General features: G+C 65.7%; 11 protein-coding genes. 7 read left to right on the forward strand and 4 right to left on the reverse strand.

Going from position 1 to position 18,933, the window contains the following annotated elements; translation table 11 throughout:
• On the forward strand, positions 1 to 1,607 hold a 1,607-nt coding region (locus DB30_RS31490), incomplete at its 5' end, for a PfaD family polyunsaturated fatty acid/polyketide biosynthesis protein (RefSeq protein ID WP_240480372.1).
• Between the two features lie 71 nt (positions 1,608 to 1,678).
• On the opposite strand, the gene DB30_RS31495 is transcribed toward DB30_RS31490, so the two are convergent.
• The gene (locus DB30_RS31495) at positions 1,679 to 4,042 is read right to left on the reverse strand and encodes a LodA/GoxA family CTQ-dependent oxidase (RefSeq protein WP_052556010.1); all 2,364 of its coding nucleotides are present in this window, start codon (positions 4,040 to 4,042) and stop codon (positions 1,679 to 1,681) included.
• A 25-nt stretch (positions 4,043 to 4,067) separates the two neighbouring features.
• Entirely contained in the window at positions 4,068 to 5,258 is a 1,191-nt protein-coding gene (locus DB30_RS31500) for a hypothetical protein (RefSeq protein WP_146661456.1), read from the reverse strand.
• Positions 5,259 to 5,761: 503 nt separating this feature from the next.
• Here DB30_RS31500 and DB30_RS31505 point away from each other — a divergent pair.
• Positions 5,762 to 6,019, forward strand: coding sequence for a hypothetical protein (locus DB30_RS31505; protein ID WP_146661458.1), 258 nt, complete (start codon positions 5,762 to 5,764; stop codon positions 6,017 to 6,019).
• 197 nt (positions 6,020 to 6,216) lie between these two features.
• Here DB30_RS31505 and DB30_RS31510 read toward each other — a convergent pair whose 3' ends face one another.
• Positions 6,217 to 7,395: a sensor histidine kinase gene (locus DB30_RS31510; RefSeq protein ID WP_052556016.1), complete on the reverse strand. Its 1,179-nt coding sequence runs from the start codon at positions 7,393 to 7,395 to the stop codon at positions 6,217 to 6,219.
• Between the two features lie 67 nt (positions 7,396 to 7,462).
• On the opposite strand from DB30_RS31510, the gene DB30_RS31515 reads away from it, so the two are divergent.
• Positions 7,463 to 9,370, forward strand: a complete 1,908-nt coding sequence (locus tag DB30_RS31515; protein ID WP_052556019.1) for a protein kinase domain-containing protein — start codon at positions 7,463 to 7,465, stop codon at positions 9,368 to 9,370.
• A 17-nt stretch (positions 9,371 to 9,387) separates the two neighbouring features.
• On the opposite strand, the gene DB30_RS31520 is transcribed toward DB30_RS31515, so the two are convergent.
• On the reverse strand, positions 9,388 to 10,434 hold the full coding sequence (locus DB30_RS31520) for a polyprenyl synthetase family protein (protein WP_052556021.1): 1,047 nt from the start codon (positions 10,432 to 10,434) through the stop codon (positions 9,388 to 9,390).
• Positions 10,435 to 10,518: 84 nt separating this feature from the next.
• Here DB30_RS31520 and DB30_RS31525 point away from each other — a divergent pair, with 84 nt between their 5' ends.
• The 4 genes from DB30_RS31525 to DB30_RS31540 all read left to right on the forward strand — a co-directional run bounded on the left by DB30_RS31525 (position 10,519) and on the right by DB30_RS31540 (position 18,899).
• On the forward strand, positions 10,519 to 12,648 hold the full coding sequence (locus tag DB30_RS31525) for an FAD-dependent oxidoreductase (RefSeq protein ID WP_146661460.1): 2,130 nt from the start codon (positions 10,519 to 10,521) through the stop codon (positions 12,646 to 12,648).
• Between the two features lie 10 nt (positions 12,649 to 12,658).
• Positions 12,659 to 13,633 carry a hypothetical protein gene (locus tag DB30_RS31530; protein WP_052556025.1) on the forward strand — a complete coding sequence of 325 codons (975 nt, stop codon included), beginning with the start codon at positions 12,659 to 12,661 and terminating at the stop codon, positions 13,631 to 13,633.
• Positions 13,630 to 17,505, forward strand: coding sequence for a hypothetical protein (locus tag DB30_RS31535; RefSeq protein WP_052556028.1), 3,876 nt, complete (start codon positions 13,630 to 13,632; stop codon positions 17,503 to 17,505). The genes DB30_RS31530 and DB30_RS31535 overlap by 4 nt, the downstream gene beginning before the upstream one ends.
• 461 nt (positions 17,506 to 17,966) lie before the next feature.
• Complete coding sequence (locus tag DB30_RS31540; protein ID WP_052556030.1) at positions 17,967 to 18,899, forward strand: hypothetical protein; 933 nt, start codon at positions 17,967 to 17,969, stop codon at positions 18,897 to 18,899.
• Positions 18,900 to 18,933: the final 34 nt, after the last annotated feature.

Raw genomic sequence — 18,933 nt, forward strand, 5'->3', positions numbered from 1 at the left:
TGAGCCGCTCGATCCGCGCGCGCGCGTATGCGTCGGCTGGGCTGCTGCGACGGGTCGTGACCGCGTCCACACCCACGCCCGCGCCGATGCTCGTGCATGTCACCCCGCTGAGCTCGCCGCCGAAGGCCAGCCCGCTGCGGACCCGCGACGCGACGCCAGCGATCCCCAAGGTCGGCGCCCCCGCTCGCCTGATCCCGGCCACCGCCCTCGGCGATCCGGCGTTTCTCCAGGCCCATCGCGTCCGCTACGCCTACGCCAGCGGGTCCATGTACAAGGGCATCGCGTCGGCCGAGCTGGTGACCCGAATGGGCGCGGCCGGGCTGCTGGGGTTCTTCGGCTGCGGCGGCCTCTCGCTCACCGAGATCGCCGCGGGCATCGACAGCATTCAGGCCCGGCTTGGCCGCGCCGGAACCTTTGGCTGCAACCTCCTCGCCCACGCCGACGAGCCCGAGCTCGAGTGGCGGGAGGTCGAGCTGTTCCTCGCCAAGGGAGTCCACACCGTCGAGGCGTCTGCGTTCATGCAGGTCAGCCCCGCCCTGGTGTGGTTTCGACTCCGCGGCGCGCGGCGTGGTCTCGACGGCCGGGTCGTCGCACCTCACCGCGTGATCGCCAAGGTCTCGCGGCCCGAGCTCGCCCGGTTGTTCATGGCCCCCGCCCCGGCCGAGATCGTCGACCAGCTCGTGCGCACCGGTCGGCTGAGCGCCGAAGAGGCCGCGCTCCGAACCGAGCTCCCCCTGAGTCACGACATCTGCGTCGAGGCCGACTCGGGCGGTCACACGGACATGGGCTCACTCTCGACCTTGCTCCCCGCGATCGTGCGTCTGCGCGATGAAGCCGACGCCCAGTGGCGCTACGCCGAGCGTGTCCGGGTTGGGGCGGCCGGTGGAATCGGCACCCCCAGCGCCGCGCTGGCGGCCTTCATGCTCGGCGCCGACTTCATCGTCACCGGCTCGATCAACCAGTGCAGCCCCGAAGCCGGGACCAGCGATCGGGTCAAGGACATCCTCGCCAGCCTCGACGTCTCCGACACCGACTACGCCCCCGCCGGCGACATGTTCGAGCTGGGCTCGCGGGTTCAGGTCGTGCGCAAGGGCCTGCTCTTCCACGTGCGGGCCAACAAGCTCTACGACCTCTACCGGCTCCACAAGGGCATTGACGAGATCGATCCGGCGACCCGATCACGCATCGAGCGGTCGTATTTTCATCGCAGCTTTGAAGACGTCTACGCCGAGTCCCGGCGGTGGTACGCCGAGCATCGTGCCGAGCACCTCGCCCGCGCCGAGGCCAACCCCAAGCTGCGCATGGCGATGATCTTCAAGTGGTACTTCGTGCACTCGAGTCGGCTCGCGCTGCGCGGTGATCCGCAGTACACGGCCGACTATCAGATCCACTGCGGTCCAGCGATGGGGGCCTTCAACCAGTGGGTGCGAGGGACCGCGCTCGAGCCGTGGCGGGCGCGTCACGTCGATCAGATCGCGGAGCAGCTGATGACCGCGACGGCGGCGCTGATGAGCGAGCGCCTTGCTACGTTGCTGCAGCTGGGGCGCGAGCCCGCGACCTCGGCCCCCCAGACCAAGCTGCGCGCCCGAACCGAGCCCACTTCCTGAGCTGCAGGGGCGTCGAGGCTTGGCCCGGGGTCCTCGAGCCTCCGAGGATCGCTACCGTGCGACGTCCATGGTCATGCGTCGTACCGACCGGGGGGCACTTTGCCCTTGTCCCAGGCTTGGACGGAGTCGCTCGGTTCATCAGCGAGCTGGCTCTGGACCTCCAGGTAGTGATCGGGCTCGTACTCGCCACCGTCGTCGATGTTGGTGGCCTGTATGACGACGCCGATCTTCATCCAATTGTCGAGGAACCGCAGGATGCCCGGGTCCGAGTCTTGTTTGCCGCGAGGCGTCTTTTGGTAGCGGCCGACCTCGGCGGGGTTTCCGGGGTTTCCGGGGGCGGTGGGCTTGGCAGGGTCGAGGTCCTCGGTCTTGGTGCCCGGTCCTCGAATGGAGAAGCGCTGCGCGACCTCGTCGAGCGTCTTTCGTCCGCCCACGTCCTTGGCCACGTAGACGGCGACTGGACGCTGCGCGGGCCAGGACCAGTACAGTTGGTTGTTTGGCTCGGAGTTGGGATCGACGATCTCCCCGTCTTCGGGGTGCATCTTGTTGGGTCGCACGATGTGCGTGCCGCAAGAGTTGTAGTCGGCGTGCCAGGGGATCGCCATGAACTTGGACACGTCGCCAGGCTCGAGCCCGAACGGGTTCCTGCGGCGGGGCGTCCAGCCCAGGCTCAGGAACGGCTGCCCCGCGCTGCAGCCGGTGTAGTCGAGGGCCCTGGCGCGGACACGAAACGGCCCGCCTCCCGACTTGGACCAATTCCTCATCCACATGTTGGACTCGCGGCAGGGGTAGCTCATGTCGATGCCCGGACCGAAGCGACCACCGAGGCATGCGAACAGCGAGGCCTTGTCGAGCAGCTCGCCGGGGCCCAGCGGTACCCGAGCTTCGCGGACCCGACCAGCGAACCCTCGAGCGAGGAAGTGATACTGCGTCCTTGTCAACGACAACAGTGGGCGGCGGGCGTCGCCGAGGGCGAGCGGCATGCGCTTGCGGTCACCAACTGCGGGCACGTGTTCGCCGTCCGGGACCACGGGCTTGCGGATCGTGTCGATACCGAAGATTCGCCGCCAGTCGTCACTCTTCGGGCCGAGCTTGGCGATGTCACTGTGGGCAGCGATCCCCTTCGGGTTCAGATTCACGACCCAGCGCTGGAGCCCCGCGGCCAGGAAGATCGGACGGATCTCGTCGTCGAAGCAGGGCCTGTAGTCCGGGTCGAGTTCCTTGCCGTTGTCGTGCTTGTCGAGCTTCTTGTTTTTGTCGTGCTTGTCGACCTTCTTGGGTATGTACAGATCGGGTCGCAGGTTCAGGTCGTGAATCCAAGTGTCGTAGATATCATCCCACAGCGAGACCACATTGGGGATCTGCGGCGCGTAGGCCGGATCCGTGGAGACCACCCAGGCGGCGCCCTCGACCACGTGGGCGCTGCCGTCATGGAACTTGAGCACGGCGTTGACGGGGCCGTCGCCGGTGTCGTCGAACCACCAGTCGTTGTTGACCGAATGCGTCATGCCGTACTGGGCCGGGCGCTTGTTGAAGCTGTTCGCGCGGCCCCACGCCGCGACCACCAGCAGGCGCCCATGCGCGTCCGTCCGCAGCTCGCCGAGCGAGCGGATCGCCTGGACGCCCGGTGGATAGAGCTTCCCGTCGTAGTCCTCGCCCTCGGCGAAGATCTTGGGAATCTGGGCGACGCTCTGTTTCGGGAAGCTCTTCGGGTAGTCGCACAGGTTCTTGACGGAGGCGCGGAGGCCACCCCCGACGCCAGCCTCGACGCCAACCTCCACGCAAGACGGGTCCGAGCTGTCGTCGAGGCCGATCGCTGCTTTGCTGGTCCCCGCGATCACCCGCGGTCCGGGATCGATGATCAGCGTTCGCAGGCGCCTGGGATCGTGCGGGTCGTCGCACAGGAAGCGGTTGCGCAGCAGGGCCGTCCCATTCTTGTCGCACGGGACCTTGGGATCCTTGGTCTCGCCCCAGGCGAGGATGCCGTCGTCGTCGGCCGACTCGTACCAGGCCGTCTTCTTGTTGGCCACGTGCACCGTCCACAAGATCTCGGTGACCGTCTTGCGGTGGCCGGCGATCTCGATCTCACTGCCGACGACGATCTCGCAGACCTGCTTGTGCGGGCCCTTGCTCATCGGGTAGCGCTCCGAGCCTCCGTCGTCCTCACCGGAATAGGCGTAGACACGAAACCGCGCTGCCTGGCGCGCGAGGCCGCCATCGGGCCCGCGCAGATCGCTGGCCGTGATCGGTGTGTCCTCGGTGCCCGCGCGGATCGGCAGGCCGCCGGTCAGCTGCTCGTGGGCGCCGCTCGGCGGGACCCCGCTGTGCGACAGCGGGAGCCCGGCGAGGCTCTCGGGAGCGAGGTAGAAGGTCTCGGCCGTGCCCACGCGCGCAAAGCCGATCGAAGGGTGAATCCTGAAGCTGGTCTTGGACATGGTTTCTATCTCCGCTACGCGCCACTCACGGAATCTTGGCGGCCCTGGCGAGCTCCACCGCGTGGTAGTTGACCACGAAGTGGCTGAGGTTGAGGTGCTTGGGTCCGACGCGGACCGCCTTGCCGTCGACCGTCACGTACTCGGCGCCAGCGTTGTGGCAGGTGAAGCAATTCTCGTCTTGCTTGAAAGTCTCCATGGCGGTGTTGGCCAGCGCCATGGATCCGCGAAAATCGCCGTTGTCCGCGTCGAGGTTGTCGATGACCGGGTTGTCATCGGGGATGAAATCGTCGGTGGTCCAGATCGCGCCCATGTAGCGATAGTTGGCCCACACTGTCCCCTTCGTCTCCTCGCCCATCCGGGTGTCGAGGATCGTGATGTTCTTTGTGTTGTCAGGCTTTCCGCGACCCATCGGGTTGGAGCGGCACACGTTGGCGGGCTCCCTGGGGTTGGTGCCGTTGAACTCGTTGAAGGCTGTGTTGTCGGCGCCGTGATAGAACGACCAATCGCCCGGTGCGTCCAAATTGCCGCAGTCCGGAGCGTTTTCGTTGTGCTCGAAGGTCGCCCAGATGAACTCCGGGTGGTCCCGGACCACGCCAACGACATGCAGGCTGACCAGCGCCATCTTGGCTTTCTTGGTCACCGTGGAGTCTTCGACCACCCCGTGCTCGGTGAAGATGACCGGGTGAATCTCGGTGTCGATGACGTAGAAGCGGTCCTTCGCCCGAGGGATCAGCGTCTCGCCGTCGAGCTCGGCGACGCGCCAGGCGGCCTTGAGTTCGAGGGTATTTACCTTGAAGTTGAGGCAGGGAGTGATGTTCTCGAGCTTGTCGAGCTTCCACAGCTCTTTATCCGTGACCAGTTTCCAGAACTCCTCGTTGAGGTGGTTGGAGTAGTAGACGACCTGCCCGTTCCCGTCGACGAGGATCTCCTCGCCCGGCCCCGCCTGGAAGATGTTCCCGGAGTCGACGGTCGCCGAGTCCTTGGCCTTGCGCGCGAGCATGACCAGCGGGGTGTTGGGATCGCGGCCAGGATAGCCGGTCTTTGGTCCCTCGTGGGTGAGCAAGCTCGACGGATCGGCGAAGCTCTCGAAGACGAGCCCTTTCCCGTCTGGGTTCTCGTGCGTCAGCCACAGGAAGGTCTGCACTGCCCACTGGTGAAATTCACAATTGTCTAGGCTCTCGAATTTCTCGCCAAGGGGTTGGGAGGGGCTGGTCACCCATTGCGTATCGAAATCGCAGGTCCTCGGCTTCGTCGGGTCGCTCGCAGACTCCACGGCCTGTTGGGTCATGGCCTCGGCATCCTTTGTCCCGGTGTCGGGCCGCCGCGAGGATTTCTGGCCGTCACAGCCGATCGCGACGCATGTAGAGGCGAGGAATACGCCAAGCCATGCTGTCCATTTAAACTGTATCAATGATGTTGTCGTCATCGTCCATCGCTCTCTCGGGCCGGTTCAGTCTCACGCTAAGAGGCGGCCGCGCACATGTCGATTTCATGTCATTTCAGTCGATTGCAGGCCATTTCAGCGCAGTTCTTTGCCGACTTGGAACAGTGGGCGCCAGGCTGGGGCGACTCGCCTCACTCAGCTGAAACCAACTGACATGGCATGTAAGCCTCTGAAATAGACTGGCACCTGTGCACAAACTAGCTTGATTGGGCGAGTCGAGAGGCATGTGGATGGGCCACGACGCTCTCTCTCGCCACACACGGAGAACAGACATCATGATTCACCTATACAACAACTCCTCGGATACCATTCAGGTCGCGGTCAGCCAGTGGGGCAACGACGGCAGCACGAAATTCTACGAGAAGAAGCAGGGCCAGACGGGCGAGTGGGCCCGCGATGACTCTCGCGGCTTTCTCATGGCGATCAGGCGTCCGAGCGGAGAGCACCGCTACTTCGTGATGGCGGACTCCAAGGTGGACGTCTCGGATGACGCAGTCGTCCGCGACGGTCGCAGGATCGAGCCGCTCGACTGAACCTGACATAGAACAACCGAGAATCGTGCCGTTGGCGCAGGGGCGCTCAGAACCCCTGCGCTGACGGCTTTAACCGTGTGGTGCATGTTGAGAGCTCGACGTGCTCGGTCGTCGTCATCGCAGTCAAGCCGATCGCGCCCGACTCTTCGTCGAGGGCGCGAAGCCAAACCGGCGGCCTGCTACACCAACATCGTTGATCAGCGAGGAAAGCGAACCCGAAACCGAACGCCGCTCGGCGGGTTGTCCTCAACCACCACGCTGCCGCCTGACTCCCGCGCCGTGGTCGCGACGATGTGAAGCCCCAGGCCGGTACCCTCGCCAGGGTGCTTCGTGGTGAAGAACGGCTGGAAGATGCGCTCGCGCAGCGCGAGCGGAATCCCGGGGCCATTGTCGCTGACGCTCAGCTCGACAGCGCCGTCGAGTGCCCGAGTCTCGACGTGGATCTCGGGCTGGAAGTCCTCGTCGCTGCGAGCACGCTCGCGCACGGCATCCATCGCATTTTGCAGCAGGTTGATGACGACACTGAGCACGTGGCGTGGATCGAGCGCGACCACACCGATACTGGGATCGAGCTGCTTGTGAATCACGACCGCGGGCACATGGTCGGCACGAACAGCACGAACGCTAGACTCGAACAGGTCGACGTGGCGCTCGATCGACTCGCTAAAGTCGAGCGTTCCGCTGCCACCACCACCGCCGCTGGCGACCAGCGAGCCGACCAGCTCGAGCGCCCACTCGCCGTGGGCCGTGACCTTGCCGAGGGTGAGAGCGACCGACGCGACCTGGGCGTTCAGGCTGGTCGCTAGCGGGGCTTGGCACTGCGCTTCCACCTGTTGACCGAGCTCCTCGACGAGCTCGCGGGCGAGCGCGGTGAAATTTGTCATGAACCCGAGCGGATTCCTGAGATCATGCGCGACGCCAGCGACGAGCAACCCGAGCGCCGCGAGCTCCGGTCGGTTGGTGGCGCGCGCGACCAGACCTGCCCGCCGCACGGTCTGGTAGTGACGCAGGGCCTTGGCCAGGGTGAGCTCGAGGTCGCGCAGATCTAGTGGCTCGAGGAGGAACTCGAACGCGCCGCGGTTCATGGCCGCGCGGACGCGGGGGAGCTCGGCAGGCGCGGCGAGGACGACGATCGGGGTCTCGGGTTGGCGCTCGGCGATCGCGTCGAGCAGCGCGAGGTCGCTCATCCCGGACATCGAGATATCGATGACGATCGCGTGATAGGGCTCCGATCGCTCGTCGACCTGGGTCAACGCCGCGACCCCGCTGTGTGCGAATTCGCCAGCGATCTCGCCCGCGTTCTGACTGAGAAACGTTGAACGGACGAGTCGCTCCAACTCGGAGCCGTCATCGACAAATAGGATGGTGGCTGGCATGGGTGCCGCTCAGCAGGAGTCCGTGAACCCTTGGCTTGTCCTGACCACGTTGGTGTAGAGTCGCACGATGCGTGGTCGAGTCATCGCTGGCAAGTATGAGCTGCAGCGTCAGGTTGGCCAAGGGGGCATGGGTATGGTCTGGGAGGCGCTGGACACCACCCTGCGACGCGCCGTCGCCGTCAAGCTCATGAGTCCCAGCCAGGTCGGCTCGGCCAGCCTTCGCGCCCGTTTTGAGCGTGAGGCCCAAGCGCTGGCGCAGATACGCAGCGAACACATCGTCCAGGTCCACGACTACGGCGTCGAGGACGGCGCCCCATACATCGTGATGGAGCTGCTGGCCGGTGAGGATCTCGAGGCTCGCCTGCAGCGTGAGGGCAAGCTGTCAGCTTCACCGGTGGTCCAGCTGCTGCGCCAGGTCGCCAAAGGGCTGACAGAGGCTGCGCTGCTCGGCATCGTACATCGCGACCTCAAGCCTGCAAATCTGTTCATGGTAGCCGGCGGCGCTCGGGAGCTGGTCAAGCTGCTCGACTTCGGTGTGGCATGGATGCGGAGCCCGAGCGACTCCCTTGGCCAAACCACGGGCCGCACGATCATCGGCACGCCGCAGTACATGAGCCCCGAGCAAGTTCGTGGACACGAGCCATCCCCGCTCGGCGATCTCTGGTCGCTCGCCGTGATCGCCTACCAAGCGCTGACCGGACAGCTGCCGTTCCCCGAAGAGCCCCTGGGTAGCCTCATCGTCAGTATTTGCATCGACCCGGTCCCGCCACCGAGCGTCGTCAACCCCGAGCTGCCCAAGGCGCTCGACGGCTTCTTCGAGATCGCCCTCGCCAAGCGACCAGACGCGCGCTTCCAGTCTGCGACCAGCTTCATCGAGGCGCTGGCTGACGCCTGCAAGACCACCGCCACAACCACGATCCTGGCCGTCGACGACGAGCCTGACATGGCGCACCTGATCCAGATGCGCTTTCGCAAGCAGATACGCAGCGCGACCTACCGGTTCTTGTTCGCAGAGAACGGACAGGCCGCGCTCGAGATCCTGCGCCAGAACCCGGACATCGATGTGCTGCTTTCGGACATCAACATGCCGGTGATGGACGGGTTGAGCCTGCTCGAGCACACCCCGGAGCTGTCTCCGTTCTTGCGGACGATCATGGTCTCTGCGTACGGCGACATGGGCAACATTCGCCGCGCCATGAACGTTGGCGCCTTCGACTTCGTCGTCAAGCCGATCGACTTCGGCGATCTCGACACCACGATCAAGAAGGCTGCGCGCACGGTGGCCGAGCACCGGGCGATGGCCTCGTCCGACGGGGAAAACAAGGTCTTGCGCAAGCTGGCCAGCTCGGTCCTGCTCCGGCGCTTGTCCGCCCTCGAGCTCAACGCTGCGCTGGGCACCGAGCTGATCGAGGCGACCGTCGCGGTGATCGTCATCAGCCGACCACACGACGATCCGACCGAGCACCCAGACATCTATGCGCGGGCGCTCAACGCCAACTACGAGGTGATTGTGCCCGTGGTCCAGCAGCACGGCGGCATGGTCGACACGATCTTCACCGAGGAGATCGTCTGCGCATGGACGGGGAGCGGTCACCTCGAGCGGGCCCTGGATGCGTGTGGTGCCGTGTGCATTGAGGTCGCGAACCTCGCCGAGCTCGTCGGCCAGGACTCGCCCTATTCCCACGGTCTCTCGATCGGCGTCGCAACAGGTCGACTCCTCAGCACCTGCGTGGGCTCGAGCGTCGGCGGGCGCTTCACGTACACGATCGTCGGTCCGCCCCTTGGCGAGGCGTTGAACCTCGCGCGGGTGGCCCAACGCGGCCACATCTGCGTCAGCCACATCGCGCGCCGCCAGGCCGGCAACCGCTTCCCCTTCGACGACGCACAGGTCGACTCCGGTCCAATTCGCTTGCTGTGGGGTCCGGCGGCCGACCGTGTGTTCGAGTCGCCAACCGTCGAAGTATCCACGAGTTGACTCGAGACAGGGGCCGGTCAGCTCCGCTCGATCACCCACCGGGGCAGCGCAGCGATGAAGCGCTTCTCACGGCTGTCGGGCAGCCAGCGGAACACCTGCTCGAATTCATGGGTGGCCGCCCCCGCGAGCGCGTGGGCGAGCGCCCGGGCATGGTCGATGCAGTCGTAGTGGTGCATGCGGGCCCGAACCCAGTCGACCTCCGCGGCGCCGCGATGCTCCCGGGGCAGCGCCAAGAACTCGCGCAGGCGCCCGCGCTCGTCTGGCGTGCCGCGCTCCAACAACCGGATCAACATCAGCGTTCGCTTGCCCTCGTAGATATCGCCGCTGAGCTCCTTGCCGTAGCGCTTCGCGTCGCCCGCGAGGTTGAGTAGATCGTCTTGAATCTGGAACGCAGCCCCCAGCAAGAACCCAAAACGGATCAGCCCGTCGACGGGGTAGCGCTCGCCCGCGCCGATCAGCGCACCGGCGCGCAGCGGGTGGATCGTTGCCAGCCAGCAGGTCTTCTTGAGCACCATCTCGAGGTAGTCGCCCTCGCCCAGATCCACGACGTTGTCATGGCGCCAGCCAAGCTCCATGGCCTGGCCCTCCGCGGACTCGCGCGACATCCTCGCGGACTCCTCGAGCAGGCGCAGCGACAGCGCTGGACCAAGCACATGGCGGTTGTCGAACAGCGGCCGCATGCTGAACAGCGCCAGCGCATCACCGGTGTTGATCGCCAACGGGACGCCCTGCTGATGGTGCAGCGACGGCCTCCCGCGACGCTCCTCGCTGCCGTCTTCGATGTCATCGTGGATGAGCATCGCGTTGTGCATCAGCTCGATCGACGCAGCGGTCAGCACCGCGTCTTCGATACTTCCGCCGAACAGCCGCGCGGTCGCCAGGCACAGCGTTGGACGCATGCCGCGACCCCCACGACGCGGGTACTCGGCCATCGGGCCATAGAGGTAGCGCCGAGGTTGACCCTGCGGAAGGTATGACATCATTCGCTCGCGTACGGCTCCGCCATACTCGTGTAGCAACTGCGTCACGACGTGGCTCGTAGACCGCGAGCTCCGGTGAGTCATGGATCGTTGGGCCTCCGGCAGTGTGACGTCGATACCACAATTGGGGCAGGCATTTCACATGGATTTGCTAGGATGCCGGACCCCATGACGTCGAGGAGTCCGATTCGCGTAGCGATCATTGGGGGCGGCTGTGCAGCCATGACGACTGCGTTCGAGCTCAGCCGCCCCGAGCACCGCGGTCGCTTCGAGGTCACGGTCTACCAGATGGGCTTTCGGCTCGGGGGCAAGGGTGCCTCGGGTCGCGGGGTGGCCGATCGCATCGAAGAGCACGGTCTGCACCTGTGGATGGGCTTCTACGACAACGCGTTTGCGCTCATGCGCGAGTGCTATGCGGAGCTCAATCGCGATCCGCAGCGCTGCCCCATCGCAACGTGGCGGCAGGCGTTCGAGCCCGCGCCGGACGTCGCGGTCGTCGACCGAAGTCCACGCGGCGAGTGGGCGCCGTGGGTCGCCCACTTTCCCCCCGGTCGCGGCCTCCCAGGTGATCCGCCCACCAGTCGCGCGCCCTTCTCGGTTCGCGGCTATCTCGTCCAGGCCGCCAAGCTCGTGGTCGAGCTGCTGCGCTCGGCCAAGCTGCACCCGCCAGGGGCGGTGGCCCAGCCCCCGGAGTCGCGGGCCCTGCTCGACGCGGCCGGCGTCATCGAGGCCGTGACCCGGCTGCTGCGGCTTGGTGTTCTCGGCGCCCCCACGGGCCTGCTCGAGGGCGTCGAGCTGCTCTCGCGCGCCCTTCAGACCCTTGGCCCGCTGCCGCTGCCCGGCGAGACCGTGCTGTGGCCGCTGCTCGAGCAGATCAGCGCGGCCTCGCGGCGCAACCTGTCCCGGCTCGTCGATGACCAGCCTGATCTGCAGCGGGTGTGGCAGGTGATCGACCTAGTCCTGACAATCATCCGCGGCATCATGGCGCACAATCTGGCCGCTGATCCCCGGGGCTTCGACGCGATCAACGACTACGACTGGATCGAGTGGTTGCGGAGCCACGGCGCGGCCGAGCAGTCGCTGCGATCGGGCTTTGTCCGCGGTATCTACGATCTCGTCTTCGCGTACCAAGACGGCGACACCTCGCGCCCACGCCTGGCCGCTGGCGTGGCGTTGCGCGGATCCTTGCGGATGTTCTTCACCTACCGCGGCGCCCTGTTCTGGCGCATGAACGCGGGCATGGGTGATGTCGTGTTCGCCCCGCTCTACGAGGTATGCAAGCGCCGAGGGGTGCGCTTCGAGTTCTTTCATCGGCTGCGCGAGGTCGGGGTCGTCGAGTCAGCGCGTCGCCAGCTTCCGCATGTCGCGTCCCTGGTCTTCGACCTTCAGGCCAAGCTCCACGCCCCCGAGTATCAGCCGCTCGTCAACGTCCGCGGCTTGCCTTGCTGGCCGGCCCAGGCCGACTACGACCAGCTCGAAGCGGGGCCGCGCCTGCGCGACGAGGGCTGGAAGTTCGAGTCTGCCCACGAGTCCCGCGTCGCGGGTCAGCGCACGCTCGAGCTCGGGCGCGACTTCGACATGGTCGTGCTCGGCATCGGCGTCGCCGCGATTCCGCTCTGCGGCAAGCAGCTGCTCGATCACTCGCCGCGGTGGCGAAGGATGTGCGAGCACGGCGAGACCGCCGCGACCCAAGCGTTTCAGCTGTGGATGAACGAGGACATGGCCCAGCTCGGCTGGCCGCACCCGCAGATCAACCTCTCGGGCTTCGTGGAGCCCTTCGACACCTGGGCCGACATGCGTCACTTGATCCCCCGCGAAGGGTGGCAGCAAGACGTCAGGTCGATCGCCTATTTCGTGAGCGTCCTGCCTGACACGGCGTCCGCGGGCGCGGCCTCCGACCAGGTCCGGCGCAACGCGATCGACTTCCTCAACCTCGACATCGGCGCGCTGTGGCCCAACGCCATCGCCGCTCCCGGCCAGTTTCGCTGGGAGGTCCTGGCCTGCGAGGGCCACGATCCCAATCGAGAGCCCGAAGGCGAAGCCCGCTTCGACACCCAATTTTGGTTGGCCAACGTCAACCCCACCGATCGCTACTCGCTCTCGGTTCCGGGCAGCATCCACCACCGCATCTCGCCGCTCGACCTCGACTTCGACAACCTCACCGTCGCTGGTGACTGGACCGCGACCGGGCTCGACTCCGGCTGCGTCGAGTCGGCGGTGATGTCGGGGCTGCTCGCCGCGCACGCGCTGTCCCAGTCTCCCCCGCTCGAGGCCATCGTCGGCTACGACCACCCCTGAGACCCTTGCCATGCATGACCACGACCATGACCACGACCATGACCACGACAACGACAACGGCCAACCTCGCCCAACCCGCAGCGTGCCCCCGCGCCGCGAACCGCGGCGCCACGTGAGCGGCGCCTTCGCCCCGCCCGGCGCACGCGGAGCCGTCGAGGATCGCGTGGCCGATGCGTATCGCTTGTGCGACGACTACATGAATCAGGGTCGTGCCCAGGCGCGACGACAGCACGGAGTTAACGATGGTCCTGGTCATGACCATCGTCGTGACCAGGGTCCTCCTCGCGGCGACTGGGCACGCGGTCACGACCACGGCGGCCACGACTACGGCAGCCACGACTACGGCCGCTGGCACGGCGGTGATCGGCGCTGGGGCCCGCAGATGGGAGGCCCCTCGTGGACAGGCTGGAACGATCCCTACAACATCAACAATGCGATTCGTGCATGGATCTCCATGTTCCAAGGCGGCCTGATGCCCTTCGCCGAGCTCAGCCAGCGCGCCTGGGACAGCAACCCCTTCGTCCCGGGCGCGGCCAATCCCTTCATGCATCCTCGCGCGCCCGGGCCGTGGCCTGCGAGCCCGGGCGACAGCGGTTGGATGCCCGCGCCGCCGCCGGCAGCCGATGAGTGGGTCTTCACCCCGGCGGACGCCGAGCCCGAATTCGCCGAGCCCGACGCCAAGCCCGACACCCAGCCCGACACCGAGGTGGTGGTCGAGTCCTCGCGCATCGAGGGCAGCCTCACGCTGGGCCGCCGCGCCGAGCACATGACGCTGCGCATGCTGGGCAGCGACGAGCAGCCACCCCTCGAATTGAGGTCGGCGATGTTCTCCAAGACCAGCGCGACGACGGTGCTGTTCGTCGATGTGGTCCACGAGCACCGCGAGCCAGGGGTCTATCTGGCGGCCGTCCTCGACAAACAGACCGGCGACCATTGTGGAGTGCTCGCGCTCACGCTCGGGCCACTCGAGGACGCGGGCGCATGAGGCAGCGGCCGCTGTACGTCAGTCCGCAGCACTTCGACTCGCTCCCGCTCGCGCCACCCTTCTTCTTCGAGTCGGTGACCACCCGGGTGCTGCCGCTGCGGGCGCGGGTCAGCGCGCTCCAGCACCTGATCGATCGCCACGCCAATTTCGTGCCCCCGCAGGTCGGCCGCTTTCGCGTCGCGCTGCCCTACGTCTATTTGATGATCCTCGACTACGGCAAGCTCGCCCTCGAGGCCGCCGACATCGGCTGGCTCGCGCAAGAGGAGTTCATGTTCGCGGTGCCGACCAACCACTACACGCTGTGCGGGCGCAAGTGGGTGTTTCAGGGCATCAAGTGGTTCTCGCCCTACATCTTCGTCGACTCCGATATCTCCATGACCCTCGGCCGCCGGGTCTACGGCTGGCCCAAGCTGCGCATCTACGAGAAGCGCATGGCGTCATCGTGGAGCGGCAGGCCAAGCGCGCCAACGCAGCAGGTCGTGCTGACCACCGATGTAATCGGCGATCTCTACGCTGGCGACAGGCAAGACCAGCGTACGCTGTGCGAGATCGTGCAATTGCAGGATCGTTCATTCGACTACCCCTTTGATCCCAAGGCTGGGCTGCGACCGTGGACCCTGCTCCGCGACGCGGCCAGCTTTGGGCTGGGCATGGGCCGCGACTATCTGCGCACGCTCTCGACCATGCCCGGGACGCCGGCGCGGCCCGACGTGTTGTTCGCCCAAACCATGAACTTTCTGGGCGCGCTCACGCCGGGCAACCCAGACGTCGCGTTCGACATCGTCAACCTCAAGCAATTCCGCGACGTCGCGCAGCTCGACAACTACTGCTACCAGGCCCTCACCGCCGCGCCTTTGCGCATCATTGGGCTCAACGGGGCCGGGGCGCTCGGGGATGGCAGCGCGACCAGCATGACCGCCAGCGGTGGCTTTCGTGTGCGGCTGTGGGGCTGGCCGATGCTCCCGATCGTCGACACGCTTGGACTCGAGGTCGCGAAGAAGTGGGACAACCATGGCGTCGAGATCGCCGAGCTCGAGCCACAGCTCCCGTTTTGGTACGACGTCAACATGATCTACGAGCGCGGGCGCAACCTGGCAGAGCGCTCGTCAGACCGGGTGTGGCGTACGCCCCAGGGCAGCTATCGCCGGCCCAGGGCCCAGGCCGAAGCCCGTGCGCCTGAAGACGCGCGCTTCAACACCACGATGGGGTCAGCGAGCCAGGCGGTGACCGGCCCGTTCCACTCGCTGTCAACGATCATGCGCGTGCTGCCGCTGCTCGCCAGGCGCACCGAGCTCCAGACCTTCATCAATCAATACCTCAACGAACCACTGAACCAGCCGGGGGACGAGACGGGGGCACGCTTCGAGCTATGGTCCGACGACGAGCACAGCGCCTACGTCTATCTGATCGTCACCAACATCGGCGATCTTCACTCCGAGACCGACGACGTCGGCAACTGGGCCGGTGAAGACGCGGCCTTTTATGTGCCGGTGTGCCGCTACCAGGACGGACAACTGGTCGGCGTGGGACTGGTTCAGGCGATCACCTATGTCTCGAGTACGGCGCGGTCGATCACCGTGACCGAGATCGCCGGCACGCCGACCCGACTGGCCAAGTTCGTGTCGCCACCCACCGCCTGGCTGCGCAACCCCGATGACCAGCGTGACCACTCGCTGCTCGAGGTCGTGTCGGAGGTGCTCCCGACGGTGGGTCGGGGCCAGATGGCGGTCGACAAGACCGTGCTCGAGATCGGCCAGCGGAGCCTGAGCCTGAGCAAGCGTGACCTGCGCGAGCGCGTGATCTCCAAGTGGGCGCCGATGCTGCGTCGCGCGGTGGACCACAAGCTCGAGAGGGTCGCCAAAACGGACTCGAAGCTCGAGAGCGCGCGCATGCACGCGCTGGGGCTGCTCACCGGACAGGCCTCCATCCACACGTATGCGCTCAAGCAGATTCGAGACATCGAGGACCCCGCGCGAGCCTGCTACCAAGCGCTGAACTGCATGCCCAAGATCATCGGCCATGTCCATGAAATTGCGCGACTGCCCAGCAATCTCCAGGTTCGAATTCAGGAACGCGAGGGCCAGCCGATCGTCAAATTACTCGGGCTCGAGACGACGCTCGCCGTCTCGGCAACTGGTGGACACCACCATGTGATCATCCCGATCTCACCATTTTGGGCTCGAGCCGCGCTCGAGTCGGGCGCCGGCAAGCACCTGTTCGAGCGCTCGATTGGCACGAACTGGCGCTGGCGGGTGTCAGACACCTCGATAGGAAAGTTTGCGTCGCGCTCCGTCGACCCTCGACTGAGCAGTGCTGCTCGGGCGCTCGATCTTGGCGCCCCAATCACGCCTGGGCCGAGTGAGCGCCAATTTGCACCAAAATGGGCGATGGGGATCCCACGAGTGTACCCCCAAAAGGAATATGCGCTGTCCGGGGAGACCCGTGAGGCGCAGCTCGAGAGTGTCGTCAACGAATACGAAAAGGATCTCCGCGAACGCGCGGGGCAAGCCCTTCGCACTCGATTGTACCTGTTCGGTGTCCTGCTGGCGGAGTCATTGGTGGAGTCGCTGGGCCCAGACATGTTCGAAGCGAGGGCCTGGAAGGACACTCGGCGACAGTGGGTCACCGGGCTCAGGAAGGCGCTGCTGCACGAGCCCGAGAAACTCGAGAGTCATGCAAATTGGACGACCGTCGAGTTCTCGGAGGATGTCTCGGACAGCGAACGCTGGTTTGTGGAGGAGGTGCACGCGACGGCTTGTCGCCGCGTCGTTCGGGGCATCGTGACGCGTAGCGCAGAGCTCCGGAACATCGTCCAAGATGCGATGTGGTGGGCGTGGGAGCGGGTGCTGCGAAGCCCCGGCAGCCGCACCGCTGGGGATGAAGCGGCGGGTCGCAACTTGGAGGAAACGGTCAAATCGAAGACACTCGCGATGATTCAATGGGAAGTGCCCGCGACAGACAGGGGCCCCGCGGGGCAGTCAGGTCCGCTCGATCAAAGCTCGGTTCGGATCCGCCTGCGCACCCTCGTATTCCCACCCGACAACATGCTGGACGGGCTCGACAGTCGTAGGCATTGGGGCGTGGAAGAATTGGCCAAAGAGTTCAGTCCGCAGATCGTCATCGAGAGCATCCTCGCGCAGGAGTGGTATGACGACAGCGCGGACGCGCCACGTCGGCTGGCCCTGCAGGCGAATTTGCGAGATCGCGAACTTCGACAGGTATTGAATTCTGGAACCGCCGAGATGGGCGCCTACGAATTCTATCGACAGGAGATCGAGCGCGCTTGCGCTCTACGTCAGCGGTCTAGTGAGTATGACAGTCAGAGCAAGGGCCGTCATCTCGAGTCAGTAGTAGCGCTTCGGCGGTTCAAGGCCATCTGCGAAGCCAAGCGCTATCTGCACGATGAGAAATGGGGCGAACCCGAGACGAATATAGCGTTGGTTCTGCGGGGCCTGTGGGAGTCAGACCGAAAGCAATTGCCGCCACTAGGATGTCTGCACCGCGACCAGGGCGGTACGGAGTGGACCGCGCCCGGAGAGAACATTGCTGCGACTCATCTCCAGGACATGTTCGCGCTGGCGAGCCGCGTGATACATCGCGTCGAGGGCAAACTCGAGCAACTCGAGCAACTCGAGCGGACCGTCGGCGAGGACTGGGCAGACCAGATCGTGCTCAAACTGCACGACGCGTACCTCGCCCAGTCCAAGGTCCTGCTCCACCTGCTGAACAGCGGTCCGGACTTCTTCGTGGATCTGTCGATCTTCGGCCGCGATGTCCCGGAGCACTTTCCCCGCGAGATGTGTCAAGACGGCAAGTACCTGGGCAGGAAGCTCGCGTCGGGCGCGGGGGCCGGGGAAGACCAGGTGGGGTAGATCAACCCGCACGCGTACTCCATCCGCAGTGAGAACGCCCCGAGCGCCGAGTCTTCGATGGTCTTGTTCGTAGGGGTCCCCGTGGACCCACGCCACCCAGCGCAGCGGCGATGTCGGACGAGAGACGCCCCGACCATGGCGCCTTCATCTGCGTGGCCACGAGCCGGCGGGTAGATGCCGATGTCGCCGTGCGGCCGCTCCGGCCGCACAACCGCGCCCGAATTGGTACAGACTGAAATCGCTTGAAGTCATCTGAAAGGCCCTGAAATAGCCCGAAGACCGCCGGATGCCTACGCTGACCTAAATCAGCCCAGGCGCCGGCATTTCGCTGCATTCATCGAAAGCCGTGACCTTCGGACCCTACCATGACGCGATTCAAACCGTCCTTTGATGGCCATAAATCCGCGCAGCCATTGCGAGCCCGCGAATCCGGGCTGTTCACACGACGCATTGCGCCTGCCGTGCTCGCCTCGATGGTCTTGGCGTCGGTCAGCTGCGACGAGGCCGAGCCAGCGCCACTCGAGCAGTTACCGCTCAGCGTCGCGCTCGACTACGTCTATCGCCACCCCGAGTACGTGCTCGTCGATCCCGACTCGAGCACGGTCGAGAGCGAGCCGCCGACCCAGGAGGACGCCGAGATCGGACGCCGCCTCGCTGGCGACTGGGTCGCTCGCACGCTGCGCGAGGAGAACCTCGACGCCAGCGATCACGTCGCCTGGGCATGGCGGAGCATCGAGCTGACCCGGGCCACGATCTTCTCGCAGCGCCACCCCAACCTGTACCTCGACTTTCCCGAGTACGTGGATGACGAGGGCTTCGCGGATCTGGCGTTCGCGCGCCTGGTCAGGGGCGCGACCAACTGCCACGGGTTCAACTTCACCCTGGCCATGCTGCTTCGCGCCAAGCATTCAGACACCGCCGTGCTCGGCATCGCCGACTCGCCAGACGGAGAGCACGAAGGCGGGCACTCGCTCGCAGCGATCCCCGGCGATGGCGGCTGGATCTTCGTCGACGCCTGGTCCGACTTCGGCGTCATGGTGTTGTCGCAGCCCGTAGCCTCGGATCTGCCCACTTGGGGCGAGCTCGACCTCGGCCCGACCGAGGGCCTCTACGCCGAGGTTCAGTACGAGCACGTCGTCGATCACTCCAACCTCGACATCGAATTTGGGACGCGCCTCGACGACGAGCCTGACCTGGGCATTCCCGACGATCTGCCCCCGCCGCGCGACGCTCGCGACGTGTACCTTCGCGGCCGCGTGCTCGAGCTGTACGGGTACGCCACCGAGGCCTCTGCGCTCTATCAGCAGACCATCGCGCTGACCTGCCACGACCCCAGCGCGCCGCTTTGCGTGCTCGCGGGGGCGTTCATCGAGCGAGCGCGAGACGGAGGCTGACGCCAGTTCACCATCAACCTTCGAACACAAAGAG

The organism is Enhygromyxa salina, from assembly GCF_000737335.2.
Classification (GTDB): Bacteria; Myxococcota_A; Polyangia; order Nannocystales; family Nannocystaceae; genus Plesiocystis; species Plesiocystis salina_C.

Excerpts from the sequence above, each read along its gene's own strand:
- DB30_RS31495 (WP_052556010.1), bottom strand. The coding sequence starts at position 4,042 with ATGTCCAAGACCAGCTTCAGGATTCACCCTTCGATCGGCTTTGCGCGC.
- DB30_RS31505 (WP_146661458.1), top strand. The coding sequence starts at position 5,762 with ATGATTCACCTATACAACAACTCCTCGGATACCATTCAGGTCGCGGTC.
- DB30_RS31510 (WP_052556016.1), bottom strand. The coding sequence starts at position 7,395 with ATGCCAGCCACCATCCTATTTGTCGATGACGGCTCCGAGTTGGAGCGA.
- DB30_RS31515 (WP_052556019.1), top strand. The coding sequence starts at position 7,463 with ATGCGTGGTCGAGTCATCGCTGGCAAGTATGAGCTGCAGCGTCAGGTT.
- DB30_RS31520 (WP_052556021.1), bottom strand. The coding sequence starts at position 10,434 with ATGACTCACCGGAGCTCGCGGTCTACGAGCCACGTCGTGACGCAGTTG.
- DB30_RS31525 (WP_146661460.1), top strand. The coding sequence starts at position 10,519 with ATGACGTCGAGGAGTCCGATTCGCGTAGCGATCATTGGGGGCGGCTGT.
- DB30_RS31530 (WP_052556025.1), top strand. The coding sequence starts at position 12,659 with ATGCATGACCACGACCATGACCACGACCATGACCACGACAACGACAAC.
- DB30_RS31535 (WP_052556028.1), top strand. The coding sequence starts at position 13,630 with ATGAGGCAGCGGCCGCTGTACGTCAGTCCGCAGCACTTCGACTCGCTC.